This window comes from Streptomyces sp. NPDC088194 (genome assembly GCF_040702025.1).
Taxonomy (GTDB): Bacteria; Actinomycetota; Actinomycetes; order Streptomycetales; family Streptomycetaceae; genus Actinacidiphila.
The window spans coordinates 17,143-40,157 of the sequence record NZ_JBFBIV010000079.1 but is presented as its reverse complement, the minus strand read 5'-3'; the positions used below and the strand labels follow the sequence as shown (position 1 = coordinate 40,157).

General features: G+C 73.1%; 20 protein-coding genes, 1 pseudogene and 1 riboswitch. Of the genes and pseudogenes, 4 read left to right on the top strand and 17 right to left on the bottom strand.

All coding sequences use genetic code 11. The features are described 5' to 3' along the window. The 7 genes and pseudogenes from AB0399_RS31675 to AB0399_RS31645 form a co-directional block, all read right to left on the bottom strand. Positions 1-236: pseudogene (locus AB0399_RS31675) on the bottom strand (hypothetical protein); the annotation flags it as partial. Beyond that, on the bottom strand, positions 233-1,042 hold the full coding sequence (locus AB0399_RS31670) for a flavin reductase family protein (protein WP_366413662.1): 810 nt from the start codon (positions 1,040-1,042) through the stop codon (positions 233-235). The gene AB0399_RS31670 and the pseudogene AB0399_RS31675, both read right to left, overlap by 4 nt. Continuing rightward, positions 1,039-2,172 carry an LLM class flavin-dependent oxidoreductase gene (locus AB0399_RS31665; RefSeq protein WP_366413661.1) on the bottom strand — a complete coding sequence of 378 codons (1,134 nt, stop codon included), beginning with the start codon at positions 2,170-2,172 and terminating at the stop codon, positions 1,039-1,041. Before AB0399_RS31665 ends, AB0399_RS31670 begins: the two co-directional genes overlap by 4 nt. 14 nt (positions 2,173-2,186) lie before the next feature. Beyond that, positions 2,187-3,350 (bottom strand): LLM class flavin-dependent oxidoreductase, encoded by a 1,164-nt coding sequence (locus tag AB0399_RS31660; RefSeq protein ID WP_366413660.1) that lies wholly within the window; start codon positions 3,348-3,350, stop codon positions 2,187-2,189. Then, positions 3,347-4,732: an NtaA/DmoA family FMN-dependent monooxygenase gene (locus tag AB0399_RS31655; RefSeq protein ID WP_329371174.1), complete on the bottom strand. Its 1,386-nt coding sequence runs from the start codon at positions 4,730-4,732 to the stop codon at positions 3,347-3,349. Before AB0399_RS31655 ends, AB0399_RS31660 begins: the two co-directional genes overlap by 4 nt. Positions 4,733-4,770: 38 nt before the next feature. Further along, positions 4,771-5,976: an LLM class flavin-dependent oxidoreductase gene (locus tag AB0399_RS31650; RefSeq protein ID WP_366413659.1), complete on the bottom strand. Its 1,206-nt coding sequence runs from the start codon at positions 5,974-5,976 to the stop codon at positions 4,771-4,773. 329 nt (positions 5,977-6,305) lie between these two features. Continuing rightward, positions 6,306-6,461 (bottom strand): putative leader peptide, encoded by a 156-nt coding sequence (locus AB0399_RS31645; protein ID WP_328462045.1) that lies wholly within the window; start codon positions 6,459-6,461, stop codon positions 6,306-6,308. Positions 6,462-6,499: 38 nt separating this feature from the next. Further along, a riboswitch (SAM riboswitch) is annotated at positions 6,500-6,615 on the bottom strand. Between the two features lie 220 nt (positions 6,616-6,835). Here AB0399_RS31645 and AB0399_RS31640 point away from each other — a divergent pair. From AB0399_RS31640 to AB0399_RS31625, 4 genes are all read left to right on the top strand, one after another. Then, complete coding sequence (locus AB0399_RS31640; protein WP_366413658.1) at positions 6,836-6,964, top strand: hypothetical protein; 129 nt, start codon at positions 6,836-6,838, stop codon at positions 6,962-6,964. Positions 6,965-7,419: 455 nt separating this feature from the next. Then, positions 7,420-8,463, top strand: a complete 1,044-nt coding sequence (locus AB0399_RS31635) for an amino acid ABC transporter permease (protein ID WP_329371167.1) — start codon at positions 7,420-7,422, stop codon at positions 8,461-8,463. Positions 8,464-8,480: 17 nt separating this feature from the next. Next, positions 8,481-9,233, top strand: a complete 753-nt coding sequence (locus AB0399_RS31630; protein WP_328473887.1) for an amino acid ABC transporter ATP-binding protein — start codon at positions 8,481-8,483, stop codon at positions 9,231-9,233. 86 nt (positions 9,234-9,319) lie between these two features. Continuing rightward, positions 9,320-10,327, top strand: a complete 1,008-nt coding sequence (locus AB0399_RS31625; RefSeq protein ID WP_366413657.1) for a transporter substrate-binding domain-containing protein — start codon at positions 9,320-9,322, stop codon at positions 10,325-10,327. Between the two features lie 25 nt (positions 10,328-10,352). On the opposite strand, the gene AB0399_RS31620 is transcribed toward AB0399_RS31625, so the two are convergent. The 10 genes from AB0399_RS31620 to AB0399_RS31575 form a co-directional block, all read right to left on the bottom strand. Further along, positions 10,353-11,204, bottom strand: a complete 852-nt coding sequence (locus tag AB0399_RS31620; protein WP_366413656.1) for an SMP-30/gluconolactonase/LRE family protein — start codon at positions 11,202-11,204, stop codon at positions 10,353-10,355. Positions 11,205-11,281: 77 nt separating this feature from the next. After that, positions 11,282-12,142, bottom strand: a complete 861-nt coding sequence (locus AB0399_RS31615; protein WP_366413655.1) for a fumarylacetoacetate hydrolase family protein — start codon at positions 12,140-12,142, stop codon at positions 11,282-11,284. A 171-nt stretch (positions 12,143-12,313) separates the two neighbouring features. Beyond that, positions 12,314-13,336 (bottom strand): hydroxyacid dehydrogenase, encoded by a 1,023-nt coding sequence (locus AB0399_RS31610; protein WP_366413654.1) that lies wholly within the window; start codon positions 13,334-13,336, stop codon positions 12,314-12,316. Next, on the bottom strand, positions 13,320-14,336 hold the full coding sequence (locus tag AB0399_RS31605; protein ID WP_329374413.1) for a dihydrodipicolinate synthase family protein: 1,017 nt from the start codon (positions 14,334-14,336) through the stop codon (positions 13,320-13,322). The genes AB0399_RS31610 and AB0399_RS31605 overlap by 17 nt, the downstream gene beginning before the upstream one ends. Positions 14,337-14,429: 93 nt before the next feature. Continuing rightward, the gene (locus AB0399_RS31600; protein ID WP_366413653.1) at positions 14,430-15,569 is read right to left on the bottom strand and encodes an NAD-dependent epimerase/dehydratase family protein; all 1,140 of its coding nucleotides are present in this window, start codon (positions 15,567-15,569) and stop codon (positions 14,430-14,432) included. Positions 15,570-15,577: 8 nt separating this feature from the next. Continuing rightward, on the bottom strand, positions 15,578-16,561 hold the full coding sequence (locus AB0399_RS31595) for a carbohydrate ABC transporter permease (RefSeq protein ID WP_366413652.1): 984 nt from the start codon (positions 16,559-16,561) through the stop codon (positions 15,578-15,580). A gap of 2 nt (positions 16,562-16,563) precedes the next feature. Continuing rightward, the gene (locus AB0399_RS31590; RefSeq protein WP_328462061.1) at positions 16,564-17,475 is read right to left on the bottom strand and encodes a sugar ABC transporter permease; all 912 of its coding nucleotides are present in this window, start codon (positions 17,473-17,475) and stop codon (positions 16,564-16,566) included. A gap of 161 nt (positions 17,476-17,636) precedes the next feature. After that, positions 17,637-18,887 (bottom strand): extracellular solute-binding protein, encoded by a 1,251-nt coding sequence (locus tag AB0399_RS31585; RefSeq protein ID WP_329371152.1) that lies wholly within the window; start codon positions 18,885-18,887, stop codon positions 17,637-17,639. 213 nt (positions 18,888-19,100) lie between these two features. Beyond that, complete coding sequence (locus AB0399_RS31580; RefSeq protein ID WP_329371150.1) at positions 19,101-20,405, bottom strand: Gfo/Idh/MocA family oxidoreductase; 1,305 nt, start codon at positions 20,403-20,405, stop codon at positions 19,101-19,103. A 201-nt stretch (positions 20,406-20,606) separates the two neighbouring features. Beyond that, positions 20,607-22,439, bottom strand: a complete 1,833-nt coding sequence (locus AB0399_RS31575) for a peptidase C14 (protein ID WP_328473891.1) — start codon at positions 22,437-22,439, stop codon at positions 20,607-20,609. Positions 22,440-23,015 lie beyond the last annotated feature (576 nt).

Genomic DNA, 23,015 nt, shown 5'->3' with positions numbered 1-23,015 from the left:
TGGCCGTCGAGGGTCAGTTCCTCGCCGTCGTCCAGTTCCACCACCACGCCGTCATGGGTGCTCGACCAGGCGCCGGGCGCGTCCGGGAAGCGGGTGGGGGTCGCGTCCAGCCAGCGCAGGCTGGTGATGGCGAGGAAGCCGTGCGGGTCGGCGAGCACCCGCTCGTGTGCGGCGTGCCACTCCTCCCACTCCCGGGCGAAGCTCGCGCGGTCGGTCTCTTCGGCTTGTGCGGTCATTTCGGCTCCTTGGCTTCGACGGGGAGGGCGGGGAGGGCGGCACGGTCGGGGTGATCGGCGCGGTCGGAGGGAAGGGAGTGCGCGGGGTGGCCCGGGCGGGCCTGCGGGGCGGGGCCGGCCGGGGGCGTGGCGCCGGCCGGGGCTTCCGCGCCGGCGGGGGCTTCGGCGCGGCCGGCGGCCTCTTCGAGCCGCCGGAACCGGCTGGCGTGGAAGACCAGCGGCGGCGCGTCGTGGTCGGCGTCCAACGCGTGTACCCGCAGCAGCACGATGTCGTGGTCGCCGGCCCGGATGTGCTGCTCGATGGAGCAGTCGAACCAGGCGCTGCCGCGGTCCAGCAGCACGGCGCCGTCGGCGGTGGCGTGCCAGTCGAGGCCGGCGAACCGGTCGGTGCCCCGCGCGGCGAGCTGGGCGCAGTCGCGTTCCTGGTCGGCGCCGAGCACCGTGACGCCGATCCGGGTGCGGTCGGACAGCGCCGGCCAGGTGGTGGAGGTGTGCGCCACGCAGACCGACAGCAGCGGGGGGTCGAGGGAGACCGTCGTGAAGGAGTTGGCCGCCAGGCCCACGGGCGCGCCGTCCACCAGGGCCGCGATCGCGGTCACGCCGGTCGGGAACGCGCCGAACACCCGCCGGAGTTCAGTGGAGGCGAACGCGCCTTCCTCGGAGGGCAGTCGGCGCTCAGGCCGGGCGGCCACCGGCGTCCGTCCGGTGCCCTCGGCCCGGTGCGCGGCGGCGGGCGGCCGGACCGGCTGCCGCGGGCTGTGCGTCTCGCGCCGCTCGTCCCTGCACTGCGCCCTGGTCGTCGTCATCGTCGCTTCCACTCCTCGGCCAGCAGTTGGTAGGAACGCACCCGGTCGGCGTGGTCGTGGGTGATGGTGGTGATCACCAGCTCGTCGGCGCCGGTGGCGTCGCGCAACGTCTCCAGCTGGTCGGCGACCTGCTGCGGGGTGCCGACGAACTGCGTCTCGACCCGGTCCGCCACCAGTGCCCGGTCCTCCTCGCTCCAGGCGCCGGCGCGGGCCTCGTCGGGGGTGGGGAACCGGATGGCGCCCGCGCCGGTGCGGATGCTGTGCACCCAGGGGCCGTAGCCGGTGGCCAACTCCCGTGCGGTGCCCTCGTCCTCGGCCACCACGACGTCGGCGGACACGCTCACGTAGGGCCGGTCCAGCTCCGCCGACGGCACGAACGCCGCCCGGTAACCCTCCGTCGCCTCCAGTACGGTGGCCGGGCTGACGTGGTAGTTCGCCGCGAACCGGAGGCCGTGGGCGCCCGCGGTCTGGGCGCTGATGCCGGCGCTGCTGCCGAGTATCCACACCTGGAGGTCGGCGCCCTCGCCGGGCACGATGTGCGCGGCGGCCCCGTTGTCCGCGATGTAGCTGCCGGCCAGCAGCGCGAGGATGTCGGCGATCTGCTCGTCGTACGGCTGCGGTTCGGCGCCCGGCTGGGCCAGCAGCTTCTGGTGGAGCACGAAGCGGGGCGAGGTGAGCAGCCGCTCGAAGGAGAACCGGGCGGGTATCCGCAGGCCGTTCGGGGTGCGGCCGTCGACCACCGGGGTGGTGGCGGTCAGCGCCGGCTGCCGGGCGGCGGCCGGCGGGGTCTTCCCGCCGGAGCGGCCCAGGCCCAGGTCGAACCGGCCCGGGTGCAGGGCGTCCAGCAGCCCGAACTCCTCGACCGTGGACAGGGCGGTGCGGTGGCCGAGCTGCACCGCGCCGGCGCCGAGCCGGATGGTGCTGGTGGCGGCGGCGGTCAGGGCGAGCACGACGGCCGGGGAGGTGCCCGCGACGCCGGGGTTGAGGTGGTGCTCGGCGAACCAGTAGCGGGTGTAGCCGAGGCGCTCGGCGTGCTGGGCCAGGTCGATGCTGTTGCGCAGCGCCTGGCCGGCGGTGGAACCGGAGGAGATCGGCACGAGGTCCAGGACCGCGAGCGGGGTGTGTGCCACGGTGGTGCTCCTTGTCAGGCGGTGGCGGCGGAGGAGGCTGCGGTACCGGTTGCGGCGCCGGCTGCCGAAGTGGCTTCCCGAGCGCCTGCCGAGGTGGCTTCCGGAGCGCCGGCGGCGGCCTCGACGCCGACCGGGCCCCAGGTCCACGGCGGGTCGGGGATGTCCCGGCGCAGGGTGGGGGCGATGTCGGACTGGAAGAGGGCGAGCGCGTCGCGGTGCTGGGCGTCGGTCAGGCCGTCGGCGTCGGCGTGCAGGTGGAGCACGGAGTGGCCGAACTGCTCGTGGTAGCGGTGGACCTTGTCGATGATCTGCTGCGGGCTGCCGATCAGCGCCGAGCTGCGTTCGACGAAGTCCTCCAGGGTGGGGAAGACCGGTTCCACGCCGAGCTGCTTCTGGAAGGCGAGCCGGCCCTCGAAGACCGGGCGGTACGCGGCGATCGCCTGTTGCGAGGTGCGGGCCGCGTAGTAGCCGGCGCTGCCCGCGCCGACGGTGGCCAGCGCCGGATCGTGGCCGTAGTGCTGCCACCGCTCCCGGTAGTAGCGGACCAGTTCGGCGTAGGGCTCGATGGGGTTGGTGACGTTGGCGGAGAAGAGCGGGTCGCCGTAGCGGGCGGCCAGGTCGACCGACTCCCGGCTGGTGGCGCTGCCGTGCCAGACCCGGATCGGCTGCTGGAGGGGGCGCGGCCACACCTCGGCGTCGTCCAGCTCGGGCCGGAACCGCGGGCGGGCGGTGGTGCGGTCCTGCCGCCAGATGGTGCGGAAGAGTTCGTAGCTCTCGGCGTTGCGGTCCCACTGGTCGTCGGTGCTGACGTGGAACAGCTCGCGCTGGGCGGAGCCGTTGCCCTTGCCGACGATCAACTCCAGCCGACCGTCGGAGAGATGGTCGAGCGTCGCGTAGTCCTCGTAGGCCCGCACCGGGTCGAGCAGGCTGAGCGTGGTGACCGCGGTGAACAGCCGGATGCGCGAGGTGAGGGCGGCGAGGTGGCTGAGCACCACCGGCGGCGAGGAGGAGATGAACGGGCGCTCGTGGCGTTCCCCGACGCCGAACCCGTCGAAGCCCAACTCCTCGGCCAGCAGGGCGTTGTCGACGACCTCGCGGAACCGGTCGCGGGTGGAGGTGCGCACGCCGGTGACCGGGTGGGGCGCGTGCACGATCAGGGTGATGGCGAGGAACTTCACGACGCCGCCTTCGTCCGGCCCGCGGTGACCGGCCGGCCCGGGTGGGCCAGGCCCAGGTGGTCGCGGAGCGTCTCACCCTCGTACTCGGTGCGGAAGACGCCGCGTTCCTGGAGCAGCGGCACCACGGTGTCGGCGAACTCGTCGATGCCGCCGGGGGTCAGGTGCGGGGCGAGGATGAAGCCGTCGCTCGCGTCGGCCTGCACGAACGCGTCGAGTTCCTGGGCCACTTGGGACGGGGTGCCGATGAAGGACTGCCGCCCGGTCAGCTCGATGACCAGCTCGCGCAGCGAGAGCTTCTTCTCCTCGGCGACGGCCCGCCAGCGGGCGACGGTCTCCCGGCGGTCGTCCCGGTTGGCGTCGGCCCGGCCGCGCACGATCGGCTCGGCGCTGTCGTCGTAGCGCGGCTCCACCTCCGGCAGCGGCCCGTCCGGGTCGTACGCACTCAGGTCGCGGTTCCACAGGCGTTCCACGAAGGTGATCGCCGTGGCCCCGCTGACCTGCTGGTGCCGGATCACGTCGGCCTTCTCGCGCGCGTCGGCCTCGGTGTCGCCGAGCACGAAGGTCACGCCGGGCAGGATCAGCAGTTGCTCGGGCGACCGGCCGTACTTCGCCAGCCGGCCCTTGACGTCGGCGTAGAACGCCTTGCCGGCCTCCAGGGTGCCGTGCCGGGTGAAGATGGCGTCGGCGGCCGAGGCCGCGAACTCCCGTCCCTGCTCGGAGTCGCCGGCCTGGAAGACGACCGGGTGGCCCTGCGGGCTGCGCGGCACGTTGAAGTGGCCGCCGATGTCGAACTGGTCGACGCGGTGGTCGAACCGGCCGGGCCCGGGAGCGCGGAGGAAGGTACCGTCCGCCTGGTCCGCGACGATCTCGTCGCCCTGCCAGGAGTCCAGCAACTCCCTTACCGCGGTGAGGAACTGGCGGGCGCGCTCGTAGCGGTCCTCGCGGGCCAGGTAGCCGCCGCGGCGGAAGTTCTGCCCGGTGAACTCGTCCCACGAGGTGACCACGTTCCAGGCGGCGCGGCCTGCGGACAGGTGGTCGAGGGAGGCGAACTGCCTTGCCACCTCGTACGGTTCGTTGAAGGTGGAGTTGATGGTGCCGGCCAGGCCCAGCCGGTCGGTGACCCCGGCGAGCGCCGCGAGCACGGTGAACGTGTCCGGCCGGCCGACCACGTCCAGGTCGTGGATGCGGCCGCCCTGCTCGCGCAGCCGCAGCCCCTCGGCCAGGAACAGGAAGTCGAACTTGGCGCGTTCCGCGGTCTGCGCCAGATGGACGAAGGAGCTGAAGTCGATCTGGCTGCCGGCCGCCGGATCGCTCCACACGGTGGTGTTGTTGACGCCGGGGAAGTGTGCGGCGAGATGGATCTGCTTGGGCGTGCTGCTCATGCGGGGTCTGCCTCCTGGGGCTTCGCGCGGGGTGGGGCTCAGGCGGGGGCGTAGCGGTTGGCCGGGCGCGGCAGTCCGAGCAGGCCGCGCAGGGTGTCGGCCTGGTACGCCTCGCGGAAGGCCCCGCGGCGCTGGAGTTCGGGCACCAGGTCGCGGCTGATCCGCGCCAGGTCGTACGGCAGGGTGGCCGGCCGCAGCCGGAACCCGGTCAGCCCGGACCGGGCGAACTCCTCCAGCAGGTCGGCGAGTTCGGCGGAGGTGCCGGCGAAGACCAGGGCGTCGCCGGCGTACGGCGCGTCCAGCCGGGCGTCCAGCCGGGCCCGGCGCTCGGCGGCGCGGCCGGGTTCCTCGTCGAGCAGGACCACCAGGTCCGCGAAGACGTGAACGGTCTCGCCGGCCCGGCCGGCCCGCTCCTGCGCCTCGCGGATCTCGGTGACGATCGCCGTCGCCTGGCCGGTGTCGTGCGGGGTGGTGAAGCCGAGGTCGGCCGACCCGGCGACCAGCCGGAACGGCTCGGTGCGGTGCGCGAGCGCGGCCACCACCGGCTGGCCCTGCGGCGGGCGCGGCGTGATGGAGGGGCCCTTGACGCTGAAGTGCGGGCCCTCGAAGTCGATGTAGTGCAGCTTGTCGCGGTCGATGAAGCGGCCGGTGGCCACGTCGCGGATCTCCGCGTCGTCCTCCCAGCTGTCCCACAGCCGGCGCACCACCTCGACGTAGTCGGCGGCCTCGCCGAAGAGTTCCGCCAGCAGCGCGCGTCCGGCGGGCGAGTCCAGTTCGGTGACCGGCAGCCGCGGCAGGCTGCGCCGGCCGAAGTGCGCGGCCTCGTCCGCCCGGGCGGAGACCCGCACCTGCACCCCGGCCCGGCCGCCGCTGACGTAGTCGAGGGTGGCGACGGCCTTCGACAGGTGGAACGGCTCGGTGTGGGTGACCACCGCGACCGGCAGCAGGCCGATGTGCCGGGTCAGCGGCGCGATCCTTGCCGCGGTCAGTACGGCGTCCAGCCGGCCGCGCACCTGGTCGGTGCGCTCGTCGGGGCCGGTGAGCAGGGTGGACTGCAGGCCGAGCGAGTCCTCGATGGTGACCAGGTCCAGCAGGCCGCGTTCGGCCTCGGCGGCCAGGTCGGCCCAGTACGACGCGGTGAACAGGTCGGCGGGCCGGGCCTCGGGCTCCCGCCAGGCCGCGGGGTGCCAGCCGGCGCCGTCGAGGGCGACGGCCAGGTGGAGGGGGGTGGTGGATCGGGACATGGACGTACCGCTTCCTGCTCGGACGGCCGCGGGCGCGTGGCCGGGACGTGGAGGTCGGGGCGTGAGGTGGGCGGGGCGTACGGCGTGGGCGTACGACGGGGGTGTACGCCGTACGGCACTGGACGGAGTACGTGATGCGCGGGGCCGACGGGACCGTGCGGGGCGTGCGGAGTGCGGGGTGCGGCGGGCACGGCATGCGCGGCGTGCTGCGTGCCGCGTACGACGAGGGCAGGCCGAACGGGTACCGGACGGGGCCCGCGCCGGGAACGGGGTCCCCGGGTGGGTCGGCGGAAGGGAGGGGTGCGCGCGGAGCGCGGGGTGCGGAAGGGTCAGCCGGCCTGACGCGGCGGCCGGACCGTCGACGCGCCCGGACACAGGGCGCCGGCGACACGTTGCAGGTCGATGTGGCGCCGTGAGTACGTGACGATGCCGGAGGCGGTGACGGGGGCGTTGCCGGACATCAACTGCTCGCTGCTGCCGCGCACTTCGCCACCTCCCACCTCGATCGGCTCACGCCTGTTCGAGCTCGCGCTTGCCGAGCCGTCTTCGGCTCCGCCGGGTCGTCACCTGGAGCACCCCACCGCGACAGGAGGGTTGCCGGTCAGCCGGCCAGGGCCTTGGTTGCTGACGCTCATGACCTGCAAGCACGGTAACTCCGTCGCGCGGTCGAACACAATCCCCTCCCGGCGGGAGTGACCTCCGTCGCTCCGGACGGCGTGCGGCACCGAGGGGGATTGTCTGACCGCCGCCCTGCGGTTAACGTGCTGTGGACACGGGTGCTGTCAACAGGCCCGATGCGACCGACACGACCGGCCGGAACACCCGACGCCGGCGGCACCGCGAGAGCGAGGGGACGGGCATGGACGCACATCGACGCGACCTCGCGCTCTGCCCCCGCGGCTTCGCCCAGACCCGGGTGGTCCGGCGGCACGTCGATCTGCTCCGGGTCTGCAGCGCGCTGTGTCCGGGAACGCCCGCGGTCCGCTGACCGCTGCCGGCACTGGGAAAACCGCTGTCCGAACGCTGGTTGAACGCTGCCGGCTGACATCCGCTGATCGCTGGGGCGAGGCAACGCCGCCCGCCTGAGCGTGGACCCGCGGGACCCGCGGAACCGCCGTCCGTCCGCGTACGGCGCCCCTCCCCCGCATCCGGGTCGGCCCGGCCGACGCACGGCCCTGCCCGCCCCACCCCGAACTCCCTTCCACTGCACCGCGCGGATGACGTGGCGTCCGTGATCGACGCGCGGTCGGACCGCGTGCGCCGTCCTCCTTCGCGGCGGGCGCCTTCCCCGAGTTCCTTCCCGACTTCCCCGACTTCCCTCGACTGCACCCGACTTCCTCCCCTCCCTCCCGGTGGCCCGCTGCGGCAGACCGGCCCCCGCGCGGGGCCGTCGCGTCCGCACGCGCCGTCGCCGCGGTCCCCGACGAGACGGGAACACCGACGATGCCCCAGCACGACACCTCAGGTCCGGCCACGGCCGCGCCCGACCATCCCCCGCCCGTAACCGACAGTTCCGCTCGGGCACTTGGGCCCCGGCCCCTGGACACCCGCCCGGACGACCGGGAGTTGCTCGCCGCACGGCTGGTGCCGCTGCGCCGCCCGGGGCAGTGGATCTCCGCGGCCGTGCTGCTCGTCCTGTTCGCGATGCTCGTGCACACCCTGGTGACCAACCCCCGCTTCCAATGGCACGTGGTCGGCCACTACTTCCTGAGCGGCTCGATCCTGCACGGGCTCGAACTCACCTTGTGGCTCACCGGCGCGGTGATGGCCAGCGGCTACCTGCTCGGCGTCGGCGTCGCCGCGATGCGGCTGTCGCGCAACCCGGTGCTGCGCACCCTGAGTTTCGGCTACGTCTGGCTGGTGCGCTCGGTCCCGCCGCTGGTGCAACTGCTCTTCTGGTACGAACTGGCCTCGCTGTACCCGCGATTGTCGGTGGGGGTGCCGTTCGGACCGGAGTTCGCGGACGTGAAGACCGCGCACCTGTTCAGCGGCATCCTGGCCGCGTACGTCGGGCTCACCCTCGACGTGGCCGCGCTCTCCGCGGAGATCGTCAGGGGCGGCATCCTGTCGGTCGACCCCGGACAGCGCGAGGCCGCACGGGCGTTGGGGCTGGGCGAGGGACGGATCTTCCGCCGGATCGTGCTGCCGCAGGCCATGCCCGCGATCATCCCGGCCTCCGGCAACCTGCTGATCGGCATGCTCAAGGCGACCTCGATCGTCAGCGTCATCGCCGTACAGGACCTGCTCTACTCCAGCCAGTTGATCTACAACCAGAACTTCCTGATCATGCCGCTGCTGCTGGTCGCCACCATCTGGTACATCATCCTGACCACGCTGCTGTCGATCGGGCAGTTCTACGTCGAGCGCCACTACGCCCGCGGCAACAACCGGTCCGGCGGCAGGCCGCCGCGCGGCTTCTGGCAGGTGGCCCGCGCCAACATCCCGCTGTTCGGCCCGGCCAAGTCCCCCGTGGTGGGGCTGTCATGAGCGACGACGAGCGGCCCCTGGTGCGCGTCCGGGGCCTGCGCAAGAGCTACGGCGCGAACGTCGTGCTGGACGGCGTCGACCTCGACGTGCGCGAGGGCGAGGTGACCGTCCTGCTCGGCCCGTCCGGCTCCGGCAAGTCCACGCTGCTGCGCTGCGTGAACCACCTGGAGAAGCCGGACGCCGGCTTCGTGGAGATCGGCGGCGACCTCGTCGGCTACCGGCACGACGGCGGGCGGCTGCACGAACTGCGGGCCCGGGCGATCACCCGGCAGCGGGCCGATGTCGGCATGGTCTTCCAGCAGTTCAACCTCTTCCCGCACCTGACGGTGCTCGACAACATCACCGAGGCGCCGGTCGCGGTGCGCGGCGTGCCGAGGAAGCAGGCCGCCGCACGGGCCCGTGAACTGCTCGAACGGGTCGGCCTGGCCGGCCGGGAGGACTCCTATCCCCGGCAGATGTCCGGCGGCCAGCAGCAGCGGGTGGCGATCGCCCGCGCGCTGGCCATGGAGCCGCGGCTGCTGCTCTTCGACGAGCCGACCAGCGCGCTCGACCCCGAACTCGTCGGCGAGGTCCTCGCGGTGATCCAGGACCTGGCGCTCAGCGGCATGACGATGATCGTCGTCACGCACGAGATCGGCTTCGCCCGGAAGGTCGCCGACACGGTGGTCTTCCTCGACGGCGGAAGGATCATCGAGTCCGGTGCCCCCGCGGACGTGCTGAGCGATCCGCGCCACGAACGGGCCCGGTCCTTCCTGGCCGCGGTGCTCTGAGCCGGCGCCCGCGGGTGCGCGCTCCCGCTCCGGTTCCCCCTGGTCCCCCTGGTCCCCCGCAGCTCCCCCTTGTGAAAGGCACTCCCGTGACCACCGAACGCCGTTCCCACCGCCGCGCCCCGAGACTCGCCGTCGCCACTGTCGCCGCCGGCGCCGGGCTGGCCCTGCTCGTCGCCTGCGGCGGTTCCTCCGACGACTCCTCTTCCGGCGCGCCGGCCGCCACGGGTGCCGGAGCCGCCGCCAAGCCGAACGCGGGCGGCGCGGGTTCGACCGCCATCCCCACCCAGGACGTGGTGTCCGCGATCACCGCCGACCCGAAACTGAAGGCGGAACTGCCCGCCAAGATCCGCAGCAGCGGCACCCTCACGCTGGGCACCACCCGGCAGCCCGGCGTGCAGGGCCTGCCGCACGCCGGCGAGCAGAACGGCACCCCCGTCGGCCTCGACGTCGACCTGCGCAACGCCGTCGCCAAGGTGCTCGGCGTCAAGTGGGACGTGCAGTACGGCACCTTCCCCACCGTCATCCCCGGCGTGCAGAACGGCCGTTACGACGTCGGCCAGGACAACTTCGGCGCCACCAAGGCCCGCGAGCAGGTGGTCGACTTCGCCTCGTACCTCGACGACGGGCAGGCGTTCCTCGGCTCCCGGAACGTCTCCGTCGACTCCGTCAAGAAGCTCACCGACCTGTGCGGCCTGACCATCGCCACCTCCCCCGGCTCGACGTTCCAGCAGATCCTCACCGACGGCGCCGGCGACTGCGCCAAGATCGGCAAGAAGCCCTACAAGGTGCAGTACTTCGCCGACTCCGCCCCGATCTTCCTCGGGCTGTCCAACGGCAAGGTCGACGTCATGTTCGGCCCGACGCTGGGCCTGAAGTACGACGCGACCCGCATCCCGGGCACCAAGTTCCTCGGCGAGATCAGCACCACCACGGTCGGCTTCGTCACCGCGAAGAAGTCGCCGCTGGCCCCGGCGCTGCGCGACGCGGTCAACAAGCTGATCTCCGACGGCGACTACGCAAAAATCTTCGCCAAGTGGGGGGTGCCCGGCACCGGGATCAGCACCTCCCAGCTCAACCCGGCCACCACCTTCTGACGCCGGGCTCCGCGGCCCTCCCGGCTCAGCGGCTGACGCCGTTCCACGCCGGGAGGGCCGCGCCGCGCGCGCCCGGGCGCGCGGCGAACAGGCCGCCGTCGGGGCCGCCCGCGGTGATCAGCAAGGTGACGAGGTCCGGCCCGGCGAAGGCCACGCCGGCGGCGTACGCGGCGGGGACCCGGACGGTGGCCAGGTGCCGTGCGGCCGGCGAGTAGCAGCGCACCTCGCCCGCGCCCCACACCGCCAGCCACAGATTGCCGTCGCGGTCCGCGCACAGGCCGTCCGGCAGACCGCCGTCGACCGCGAGGAAGTCGCGGCGCTCGCCGGCCCGGCCGTCCGCAGGGTCGTATCCGCGTACCCGGACCAGGCCGGCGCCGGTGTCCACGCTGTACATCAGCCGTCCGTCGGGCGACCAGGCCAGCCCGTTGGAGCAGGTCAGGTCGGTGTCGAGGACGGCGGGCCGCCCGTCGCCGGCGAGCCGGACCAGGACGTCCCGGCCGCGGCGGCCGTCGAGCGCGGTGCTGCCGACCAGGAACCGCCCCGCCGGGTCGCAGCCGCCGTCGTTCAGCCGCCCTGGCGTGCCGTGCGGCAGCACGCGGGCGCCGGCCCGGCGGGTCCCGTCCGGGCGGAGGACGGTCACGCCGTACCGGCCGGCGACGAGCAGGCCGCCGTCGGCGGCGCAGGCCACCGCGCCGGCCGGTCCCGGGAGGCGGTGCCGCCGGACGACCTCCACCCGGTCGGGCCGCAGCCGCCCCTCGTGGACCTGGCCGGCCTCGATGTCGACCCAGAGCAGCCGTTCGCGAGGGCCGTCCCAGACCGGGCCCTCGGCGAGCCGGAAGCCGCCGGTCAGCACCGGGTGGGCGTCGTACGTCAGCACCGCGTCACCGCACGGCCCCGACCGCGGACCTCACGGCGGCGCCGGAGGCCGGCGCGTTCCCGGCCGGCCGCGCGTGCTCACGCATCGGCGCACACCGAGCGGTGCCGGCCGAGGCCGTCGATCTCCATCTCCATCACGTCGCCCGCGGACAGGTACGGGAAGCGGCCGGAGAGCGCGACGCCCTCGGGCGTACCGGTGTTGACCAGGTCGCCGGGCTCCAGGACGAGATACTGGGACAGGTGGCGGATGATCTCCGCGACGCCGAAGATCATGTCGGCGGTCGAGGAGTCCTGCCGGGGCTCGCCGTTGACCCACGAACGCAGCCGCAGCGCCTGCGGGTCGGGCACCTCGTCGGCGGTCAGCAGCCACGGGCCGAGCGGGTTGAACGTCTCGCAGCTCTTGCCCTTGGACCACTGGCCGCCGGGCGTCTCCAGCTGGAAGGCCCGCTCGGAGACGTCGTTGCCGACCGCGTACCCGGCGACGTACGCCAGCGGGTCGTCGTCCTCGGCGAGGTAGCGGGCGCGGCGGCCGATCACCACGGTCAGCTCCACCTCCCAGTCGGTCTTCTTCGAGCCGCGCGGGATCAGCACGGTGTCCTGCGGACCGACCACGGTGTTGGGGCTCTTGTGGAAGAGGATCGGCTCGGTGGGCGGTTCGGCCCCCGACTCGCGGGCGTGGGCGGCGTAGTTCTGGCCGATGCACAGCACCGCGCCGGGCCGGGCCACGGGGGCGCCGGTGCGCTGCCCGGCGACGTCGGCCGCGGACAGCTCGGGCAGCCGGCCGGCGGCCAGCTCCTCCCGGGCCCGCGCGACGCCGTCGGTCGCGAAGAAGGCGGGGTCGAGGTCGGCGGTGAGGCCGGACAGGTCGTACGTCCGGCCGTCGGCGGTGCCGAGGACGGGGCGCTCGCCACCGGGCGGCCCCAGGCGCATCAGGCGCATAGGTGTTCTCTCTCTTCGTGTGTACGGTGCGGGTGCGGGTGCGGGAGTTCGGGGTTCCGGGTTCGGGTCGCGCGGGTGCGGCTGCGGGCCACGAGAGCGCCGCGGCTCGTCAAGAGCAGGCGGGCCGTGCCGAGTTGACAACGACCGTCGCCCACGACGCTGACCGCGCGGCTACTCGACCCTCTCCAGGGCGTCGCGGCCCACCTGGTGCAGCAACTCCCGCCCTCCCAGGTGGCGTTCGATCTCCGCCACGGTGCTGTCGCCCAGCGCCTGGCGGCCCTCGACCGTGGCGGCGGCCTGATGAGGCGTCAGGAGCACGTTGGGCAGGGCGCGCAACGGGTGCTCGGCGGGCAGCGGTTCGGCGTCGTAGACGTCGAGCGCGGCGTCGATCCGGCCGGTGCGCAGCTCGGCCAGCAGCGCGGCCTCGTCGACCAGCCACGACCTGGCGGTGTTGACCAGTCCGGCGCCGTCCGGGAGCAGGCCCAGCTCCCTCGGGCCCAGCAGGTGCCGGGTCTCGGCGAGCGCGGGCGCGTGCACCGCGGTGATCCGGCTGGTGGCGAGCACCTCGTCGAGTCCGGCGACCCGGACGCCGAGCGCGTCGGCGTCCTCGGGCCCGAGGTAGGGGTCGGCCACGGTCACCTCGGCGCCCAGTGCCCGGACCAGGGCGATGTAGGCGCGTCCGGTGCGGGAGGCACCGATCACGCCGATCGGGCAGCCGAGGATCTGGTGGCGCTCGGGCGCCGCCTCGGCCCGCTCCCAGGGCACACCGCCGCGCAGCGCGTGGTCGAAGCGGTGGATGCGGTGCAGCAGCGCGAGGGTGAAGGCGAGGGCCACCTCGGCGACCGGGCGGGCCATCGCGGCACCCGCCTGGGTGACGCGGACCCCCCGGTCGAAGACGGCCTGGGTCGCGTACGGGCTGACCGCGCCACCGGTGTGCGCCAGGAGCGCCAACCGCGATGCGCCGGAGAGGAGTTCGGCATCGAGTCGGGCGGTTCCCCAGCCGGTGACGAGGATGTCGGCGTCGGCCAGCGCGGCGGCCAGCGCGGTCCGGTCGGCGGGCCGGTCGAGCAGCACCGGGTCGGCCAGGCGGGTCAGCCGCTGCCAGGCGTCCGCGGTGAACAGCTGCTCGCGCAGCGCGGGCGGCATCGCCACCACCGCGACGGGACGCGGCCCGCTGTCAGCGGAGCCAGTCATCACGGTGCTCCGCCACGAACGCGTCGTCGGTCAGCCACGGATAGGCCGCCGCGACCCGGGCGATCTCCTCGGCCTGCCGGGGCGAGAGCCGCTCGGCGGGGTCGAGGCACCAGGTGCCGGCCAGCAGGCCCTGGCGGCGCAGCACTTCGTGCACGCCGGGGATGCAGCCGCGGAACGCGTTGCGCACGTCGAAGACCGCCGCGTTGGCCTCGCTCAACTGCGGTGCCCTGCGCAGCAGGTCGGTCATCAGCTGCTGGTCGCCCGCGCGCGCCGCGCGTACCTGCGCCAGCATCCCGACCGCGCTGGAGGTCCACACGGCCCACTGCCCGAGCAGCCCGCCGGCGAACCAGCGCAGGTCGCCGCCGGAGGTGCGGTAGGGGGTGAGCAGGTCGGTGAGGATCGCGTCGTCGTTGCCGGTGTAGAGGGCGACGTCGCCGGCGCGGTCGCTCGCGGCGACGGCGGCGATCACCTCGGCGGTCCGGTACCGGTCGAAGGGCGCGGCCTTGATCGCCACCACCGACGGGATGTCGGCGAACGCCCGCCAGAAGTCGGCGGACAGGTAGCGTCCCCCGACTGCCTCCTGGAGGTAGAAGCCGACGACGGGCAGCACCTCGCCGACCGCGCGGGCCCGGTCCAGCAGCCCGGTCTCGTCGGCGCCGGGCACCGCGGGGCTCAACAGCACCGCGTCGTAACCGAGTTCGGCGGCGAGTTCGGCCTCGGCGACGGCCTGCGCGGTGTAGCCGCAGGCGCCGGCGACCTTCACCACGGGCCGGCCGGCCTCCTTGTCGGCGGTCTCGGCGGCGAGTTCGAGCACCGGGCGGAGCAGCCCGACGGCGGCGTCCCTGATCTCGAACTGCGTGGTGTGCACGCCGACCGCGATCCCGCCGGCGCCCGACGCCAGGTAGTAGCGGGTCAGCGCGCGCTGGCGCCGCTCGTCCAGCCGGCGCTCGGCGTCGAGGGCGAGCGGGTGGGCCGGTATGACGGTCCCGGCGGCGAGCAGGTCGAGCGGGCTCGCCGCTTCGCCCGGGGCGCCGTCTGGGGAGAGGCCCGCCGGAACGGTGGCGGTCTCGTGGTTGCGGGAGGACACGGTGGGTCAGAACCTTCCGTCGCGGACGTGGAACTTGGTGGGCCGGCCCGACAGCGGCAGCCCGCGCCGAATCCACTCGGCCTGCCAGCCGACCAGCGTGCGCAGCGGCACCGGCGGATAGCCGAACAGCGCGTGGCAGCGGCTCGCGTCGGACAGCAGTGCCGTGCCGGATTCCTGACCCATCGTCAAGGATGCCTGTTCCAGGGACGGTTCGGCGGACGTGACCGAACCCGCGATGGCGCCGGTCCGGCCGAACTCCTCGCCGAACAGCTGGGCGAGCCGCCGCACCGAGGCGGTCTCCGGCCCGGTGAGGTTGACGGTGAACGCCTCCGCGTCGGCGTGCAGCAGCGCGCGCAGGGCCACTTCGTTGGCGTACCCCTGCCAGACCACGTTGGCGTGGCCGGTGGTGACGTCCACCGGTTCGCCGGCGTGCACGGCCGAGGCGATGTCGGCGAGCACCCCGTAGCGCAGGTCGATCGCGTAGTTGAGCCGCAGGAGCGCGACGCGGGTGCCGTGTTCGGCCGCGTGGTAGCCGAAGACCCGTTCGCGGCCGAGGCAGGACATGGCGTACTCGCCGACCGGGCCGACCGGGTCCGTCTCGGTGGAGCCGGCCGAGGCGGTGTCGACCAGCGGGTAGACGTTGCCGGTGGAGAACGCGGAGATCCGCGCGTCGCGGTACCGGCGCGCGATCCGGTCCGGCAGCGCCGCGTTGACCGCCCAGGCGTGGGCGGGGTTGCCCGCGGAGCCGAACTTGGCGCCGACCATGAAGACCGCGTTGCCCGCGTCGGGCAGCCCGGCCGGGTCACCGTCGAGCAGGTCGAAGGCGACCGGGTGGACCCCCTCGGCGGCGAGCGCGTCGGCCGCCGCCCGGTCCGACCAGCGGGAGACGGCGTGCACGGCGACGTCGGTGCGGCCGGCCGCGTCCAGCGCCCGGCGGGCGAGCCGGCACAGGCTGGGGCCCATCTTGCCGCCCGCGCCGAGCACGACCAGGTCGCCGTCGAGACGGGCGACGTCGGCCACCAGGGCGGGCGAAGGGGTGGCGAGCAGGTCTTCGAGCTGCTGCTCGCCGGCGGGGAAGTCGGCCAGGCCGGGGCGTACGGACGCGAGCGCCGCGGGCGTGGGCGTGGACGGGGAGCTGTGGGGCATGAGCGTGGTCATCCTTTGACGGCCGAACCGGTGACGCCCTCGGTGAAGTACCGCTGGCCCGCCAGGTAGGCGGCGAAGATGGGGACGAAGGCGATCACCGAACCGGCGAGCACCTGGCTGAGCGGCACCTGCTGCTGTTGCAGCGACGCGATGCCGACGGTGAGGGTGCGCATGCCGCTGCTCTGGCCCATGATCAGCGGCCACAGGAAGTCGTTCCAGTGCCACAGGAAGACGAAGGTGCCGAGGGTGGCGAGGATCGGCTTGAGCAGCGGCAGCACGATGCTGACGAAGATCCGCAGTTCGCTGCAGCCGTCCAGCCGGGCCGCCTCGAACATCTCGTCCGGGAGGTCCTTGATGAACTGCCGCATCAGGAACACCGCCTGGGCGTTGGCGAGGGTCGGGATGATCAGGCCCCAGTAGGTGTCCACGCCGCCGAGCTTCGCCATCATGATGAAGGTCGGGATCATGGTGACGTGGTACGGGACCATGACCATGGACAGGAAGGACCAGAACATCGCCTCCCTGCCGCGGAACCGCTTCTTCGCGAAGGCGTAGCCGGCCAGCGCGGCCAGCACCAGCACGCCGACCACCGACACCAACGAGTAGATCAGGGTGTTGAGCAGCCAGCGCGGCACGTCCTGGGCGTCGAGCACGGCGCTGTAGGAGGACCCGCTGAGGTGCCAGGGCAGGAGGCTGCCCGGCAGCGAGACCGCGGCGCCGGGCTTCAGCGACAGCACGAGCATCGCGTAGAAGGGGAAGACCGTCACCACGGCCGCCACCGCGAGCAGCACACCGCGGACGATCTGCCCGCCCGGGCCGGGCCGCAGCGCCCTGGGGATGGTGTCGCGCTCGCGGGGCTCGCGGGTGCGACCGGAGCGGCGCGGCCGACTGCCGCGCGCGGCACGGTCGTCGGCGGCGGCCGGGTCGAATACTCCGGGGCCCGGGTGGGAGCCCGCGCCCGCCTCGGCGGCCTGGGCGGTCGTGTTCGCCATGGTCACTTCTCCTTTCCGAGCACCAGTCGCTGCACAAGCGCCACGACCACGGTCATCACGAACAGCACGCAGCCGATCGCGCTGGCGTAGCCGAGGTCGCTGTATTTGAAGCCGGCGTCGTAGAGCTGGTACACGAGGCTGTAGCTGGCGTTGGCCGGGCCGCCGCCGGTCATCACGTAGATGGCGTCGAAGATCTGGAAGCTGTTGGTGGTCTCGATGACCGCCAGGAAGAAGAAGGCCGGCTTCAGCTGCGGGGCCACGATGTAGCGGAACCGCTGGAAGGGCCCCGCGCCGTCCATCAGCGCGGCCTCCTCCAACTCCCTTGGGACGTCTTGGAGTCGGGCGAGCAGGATGAGCATGCCGTAGCCGCAGCGCGACCAGATGCCGACCAGGGCGATCGCCGGCAGCACCAGGGCCGAGTCGGTGAGCCAGGACTGGTCCGGCAGGCCGAGCCAGCCCATGATGTCGGACCAGGGGCCCTTGGTGGAGAAGATCCAGATGAAGACGGTGGACGCCAGGATCAGGCTGGTGACCACCGGCAGGAAGAAGATCGACCGGAAGAGCCGGGAGCCGCGGAAGGCCCGCCGGGTGAGCAGCGCCAGCCCCAGCGAGGCGAGGATGGTGAACGGCACCGCCATCACGCTGTAGACGACGGTGACCCGCAGCGAGGACCAGAACAGCGGGTCGTGCATCATCCGCTGGAAGTTCTGCAGTCCGGTGAAGTGGGTGCTGTCGCCGATGGTGTAGTCGGTGAAGCCGAGCACCAGCCCGGCGATGCCCGGTCCGAACCGGAAGACCAGGAAGAGCAGGAAGCAGGGCAGCACGAACAGCAGCCCGATCCGGGCCTCCCGGCGCGCGTGTGGTCCGCGTCGGTTCTTCTGCGGGCGGGTGGTACGTTCCGCGACTGCGGCCACGGGACCTCCTTCGGGAGCGACGGGTGCTGCCGGACCTCGCCGGCTGGTGGGACAGTCGATCAGAACGTGCGGACGGTCAGAACGTGCGGGCGATCGGCACATGCGGGCCGTCAGAACGTGCGGGCGGTCAGCGCCGGCCGGCGACGACCGCCCGCGCGCGGTCAGCGCTTGCGGGCGATCAGCTGGTCCGCGGCCTGGGCCGCGTCGTCGAGCGCCTTCTTCGGGCTGGTCTTGCCGAGCAGCGCGGCCTGGATCTGCGGGGCGAGCAGGCCCATCACGTCACGCGCGGACTTGTTGAGCGGGCCGACGTCGGTGCTGCTCAGCACCTTCTCGGTCGCCTCCTGCAGCTTGTCGCCGGGGTAGAGCGCGGTCGCGTCGGTGCGCGGCGAGAAGTACCCGCCCGGCTTCTGCAGGCCCGCGGTGTTCTTCGGCTGCGACACGTACGAGATCCACTTGCCGGAGAGCTTCTGGTTGGCGCCCTTGAAGACCGCGAGGGTGCCGACGGTGCCGTACGCCACCGACTTGGTGCTGCTCAGCGCCGGGCCGACCTCGATGTTCTCCTTGCCCCAGAACGGCTCGACCTCGGCCGCGGTGTTCTGCCAGGTGCAGGCGACCTTGTTCTTGGCGAGGTCGGTCTGCTCGATCTGCGGGGTGGTGGTGACCAGGTCCTTGGGCGTCCAGCCGTTGTCCACGAAGGTCTTCAGCCAGGTGAGCGCCTTGACGCCGGCCGGGCTGTTGAAGGTGGCCTTCTTGCCGTCGGCCGAGAAGACGTCGCCACCGGCCTGCCACAGCAGCGGGTAGAAGGTCATGTTGAGGGTGGCGGTGGTGTCGCCGCTGTAGCTGGTCGCGTAGAAGCCCTTGGCCTTCAGCTTGGGCGCGAGCGCGGCGAGCTGGTCCCAGGTGGTCGGGTAGGAGGTCTCGCCGATCGCGTCGAAGACCTTCTTGTCGCACAGCAGCGGGTAGCTGGACATCAGCACGGGGGCGGCGAGCGGCTGGCCGTCCACGGTGACCGCCTTCAGCGCGGCCGGGCGGTAGGCCGCCTTGTCCGCGGCCGGCATCCACTTGTCGGCCGGGATCAGGTTGCGCTGGTACGCGGAGAGCTGGTCGGGGATCAGGTACGCCACGTCGGGGCCCTTGCCGGCCGCGAGAGCGGTGGCCAGCGCGGTGTCCCGGTTGGCCCACGGGTAGGTGGAGACCTTCACGGTCACCCCGGGGTTCTCCTTCTCGAACCCCTTGACCAGGCCGTCCCAGTAGGCGGAGTTGGCCTTCGGGTCGTTGATCACCGGGTACACCCAGGTGTTGATGGTCTTCTTCGAGCTGGACCCGGAACCGGTGCTGGAACCGCAGCCGGCCACGGCGGTGGCGGCAAGGGCGGCGGCGACGGCGAGGGCGGCGGTGTTACGGCGTCTCACGGTGGTTCTCGCTTTCCGGAGCGTGGTGCGTGGCGGTGGTCGGTGGTACGGGCGCGGGTGGGGCCGCGGTGCCGTGCGGGCGAAGCGTGCGGTGGTGCGGGTGGTGCGGGGTGCTGCTGGTGGTGCGGGGTGCGGGTGCTGCTGGTGGTGCGGGGTGCGGGTGCTGCTGGTGGCGCCGGGTGCGGGCGCGGCCGGGCTGCGGCGTGCGGCCGGTCAGCGGGGCGGCACCGTCTCGACCGTGCCCTGGTGCCGGGACCGCTCGGCCGCGAAGGCCGCGAGGTGGCTGCCGAGGGACTCGACCGGGCCGGAGCGGATGTGGGAGCGGTCGCCGGTGGCGAGCGCGGTGACGAACGACTCGACCAGCACCGAGTCGCCGCCGCCGTGGCCGTCGGCGGCGTTGGAGCCGCTCGCGCCGACCTCGTGCACCTGGGTGGTGTCGTCGCGGAAGTCGTGCACGGTGACCCGCTCGCCGTCGCCGCGCAGCCAGCCGTGGCTGCCGAAGATCCGGGTCTGGCGGTGGGTCTGCTCGGTGAACGCGGTCATGGTGAAGACCGCGGTGGCGCCGCCGGACAGCTGCATGGCGACCACCTGGTTGTCGACCACGTCGTTGTCCGCGCGGTACACGCACCGTCCGTACGGGCCGGTGCGCAGCGCCTCGGTGAGGACCGCCTCGTCCTGCGGGCCGGTGGCGTGCGCGGTCACGTGGTCGATCGGCCAGGCGGCGCCGGTGGTGCGCAGCGCCGGGTAGTACAGCTTGGGCGCGGAGTACGGGCAGCTCGGTTCGACCGGGCAGTCCAGGCAGTTGGCGGCGGCGCCCGCCGGGGCGTTCTCCGGGCGGAAGTGGGCGAGCGAGCCGAAGCTCGCCACGGTCTCGATCCGGCGGCCGGTGACGTAGGCGATCCAGTCCAGGTCGTGGCTGGACTTGGCGAGGATCATCGGTGAGGAGTGGTCCTCGCGGCGCCACGGGCCGCGGACGTAGCTGTGCGCGTAGTGCCACCAGCCGACCGGTTCCAGGTGGTCGAGTCCGGTGACGGTGCCGAGGACGCCGCTGTCCACCACGCTCTTCACCAGGTCGGTGTAGGGGGTGTAGCGCATCACGTGGCAGACGGCGAAGGGCACGCCGGCCGCCTCGACGCCTTCCACGATGGTGCGGCACTCGGCCTCCGTGGGGGCGAGCGGCTTCTCGGTCATCACGCCGTACCCGGCCCGGGCCAGGGCGAGCACCGGTTCGGCGTGCTCGCGGTCCTGGGTGGCCACGATCACGCCGTCGGCCAGCGGTCCGCCGTTCGCCTCGGTGGCGGCGAGCAGTTCCCGCCAGTCGCCGTACCCGGTCGCCGTCGGCACCAGCGCGCGTGCCTCGGGCCGGGGGTCGGCGACGGCGACGATCCGGGCGCGCTCGGGGTGGTCGCGAATCCATGCGGCGTAGGTCAGCCCGCGGTTGCCGGCGCCCACGAGGGCGATCCGCACCGGGCGCCCCTCGATCGGGGTGCCGGCGGTGCTGGTCTGGTCGGTGGCCATGGTCTCTCTCTCACGGTGGGCGCGAAGGGTCGGCGGGACGGTTCGGCGGGAAGGATCAGCAGGAAGGTTCGGCGGGAAGGGGCCGCGGAACACAAGTGGCTTGCGCGGTGCCGGTGTTGGCCAACGGCGTTGCCCGGATGCCGCGTTGGGCGACGGTCGGGCCGGGGCCGGCCGGGCTCGTGACGGGCCCGGCCGGCGCTCTCAGATCAGCAGGTTCCCGGCGGTGTGCCGCACCCGGTCGCCCTCGGCGGGCATCTTGGTGCGGGTCACGCCGTCCTCGGTGCAGCCGGTGTGCAGCAGGTGGCTGTCCCCGGTGAAGGCGGCCGGGTCGAGTTCGATACGGCCGCCGGAGAAGGCCGAGCCGCCCGCGCGGTAGTGGTTGACGCCGTCGGTGATCAGCAGGTGCGCGGTCTTCTGGTCCGCGGCGCGGGAGTCGACGCCGTCGAGCTGCCAGCTGACGGTGCGGTCCGCGCCACTGCGGGCCAGGAAGGCCGCCGAGCTGTTGCCGCCGCCGAAGCGGGCGCCGCCGTCGATCCACAGCCGCTGGTCCTTCGCGGACTTCAGCACCAGGCCGGTGTCGGTGAAGGTGCCGCCGTGCACCGCGGTGTCGGCGTGCGCGACGGTGCTGGGGCCGGCGTCCGCGCCGGTTCCGGTGAACGTGCAGTGGTCGAGGACGAGGTCGCCGGTGCCGTTGAACTGCGCACCGTCCAGGTCCTTCAGGGTGACCCGCAGCAGGTGCACGTCGGAGCTGACGGTGGCCGCGGTGACCTCGGACGCCTTGCCCTGGGTGAAGGCCGAGTCGGCGATCACGGTGGGGCGCTTCGACTTGGCGGAGGACTGGGAGATCACCAGCGGGCCCGAGGCGACGCAGCCGCGCAGCTGGGCGCCGTCGGAGTTCACCCAGATCATCCCCGAGTTCGGCTGGGCGTTGCCGATGACCAGCATGTCCTCCAGCGTCAGGTCGGTGATGTTGGTCCTGGCCACGAACCACGAACAGGCGTGCTTGCGGACGGTGATCCGCTTGGCCGCGCCGCCCCAGGCCGCACCGGAGTTGGCGAAGGTCATCAGCCCGGAGTTGCCGGTGTAGGTGAGGTCGTGCTCGAACTGGCCGTGGGTGACGAAGGGGCCCTGGTCGTCGCCGTCGCCGTGGCAGTTGGTGACGTAGCCGTAGGCGGAGGCCGTCCAGTCGTTGAGGTGCCGGGCGTTGGCGACGTGGCAGTCCTCGACGTGGCCGTACAGGCAGTAGATCTGCTGGGTGAGGTAGCCGGCGCCGCCGTAGGTGACCGAGGCCGGGTTCTTCAACTGGCACTCGGAGGTGCGGAAGTACGTACACCAGCGGCGGATGATCACCGGCCAGAAGGTGCCGGTGGCGTCGATGCCGGAGACGTCGCAGGAGACGGCGTACTCGTAGGCGAGCGGGTGCGAGCCGGTCTCGGTGTCGTCGTCGGCGACGTCCGGCACGCCCTCGAAGACCATGTTGCGCACGTGGACGCGCTCGACCGGCTCGACCCGGGTCCAGGTGAAGGTGCGCCCGGCGGCCAGCTCCCAGCCGATCTTGTAGTTGACGCGGATGTGCGTGCCGTCCACGATCTCGGTGACCTGGACGAGCTTCTGCACCTCCTTCTCGTACAGCCCGGTGCCGGCGGCCGCGTCGATCTCCACGCTCCACCACTGGCCGACGGTGAAGGACTTGCTCGACGGCACCTCGAAGATGTCGGCGAGGTCGGGCATCGCGGCGGACAGCTGGGACTTGACGGTGGTGCTGGTCACCTTGCCGAGGAAGTACAGCACCGCGCCGAACGGGTTGTTGTACGCGTTCTTCTCGATCCCGGTGGTGGTGACCTTGTTGCCGCCGAAGTCGAGTTCGAGCCGGGAGCGGGTGAAGGTGTGGCGCTTGGTGAAGTTGAGGTCGGTGTGCGCCTCGATCCGGTACACGGCCGGGTCGCCGACCATGGCGTCCAGCGCGGCGTCGGCCGGGGTGGAGGCGTCGAAGACGCCGAACTGGCGGAAGTCCAGCAGGCCGTCGTGGACCATGCGCCAGCGGCCCTTGCCGGTCTGGCCGGCCGGGCGCAGCACGGTGCCGCCGTTGGGCGCGGTGGTCGCGGTCGCGTCCCAGCGGGCGACCAGGCCGCCGCCGTCGCCGGGTGCGCGATAGCCGGAGACCAGCGCGACCGTGCCGTTCGCGAGCGACCTGGTGTCGAGCGCGAGCAGCCGGGCGACGGAGTCGGCGGTGAGCGGCGCGGCCGGGTGGCCGGCCGGCTTCGCGGCACCGGAGCCGGAACCGGCCGCGGACGCGGTGCCGGTGCCGGCGGCGACCGCCGTGGTGGTGGCCGCGAGCAGCAGCCCGCCGATACCGCCGGCCCGCAGCAGCCTGCGGCGGGATGTGTCGGTACGGCTCTGCTCGGGGCTCTGGTCGGTGGTGGAACCCGGCACGGGGCCAGGGGGAACGTTCACGATGTGCCTCAGCCTTCGATGGGCCTGGGGTGAGGACGAAACCGTGACGCTTGCCGGATGTGCGGATGGCGGTGCGGACCGGTGCGGGAAAAGCGCAGACCAGGGGCAGGGTGCTTGCGCGGCACCGTCCGACGGGGCGAGACGCTAGCCCGCCGC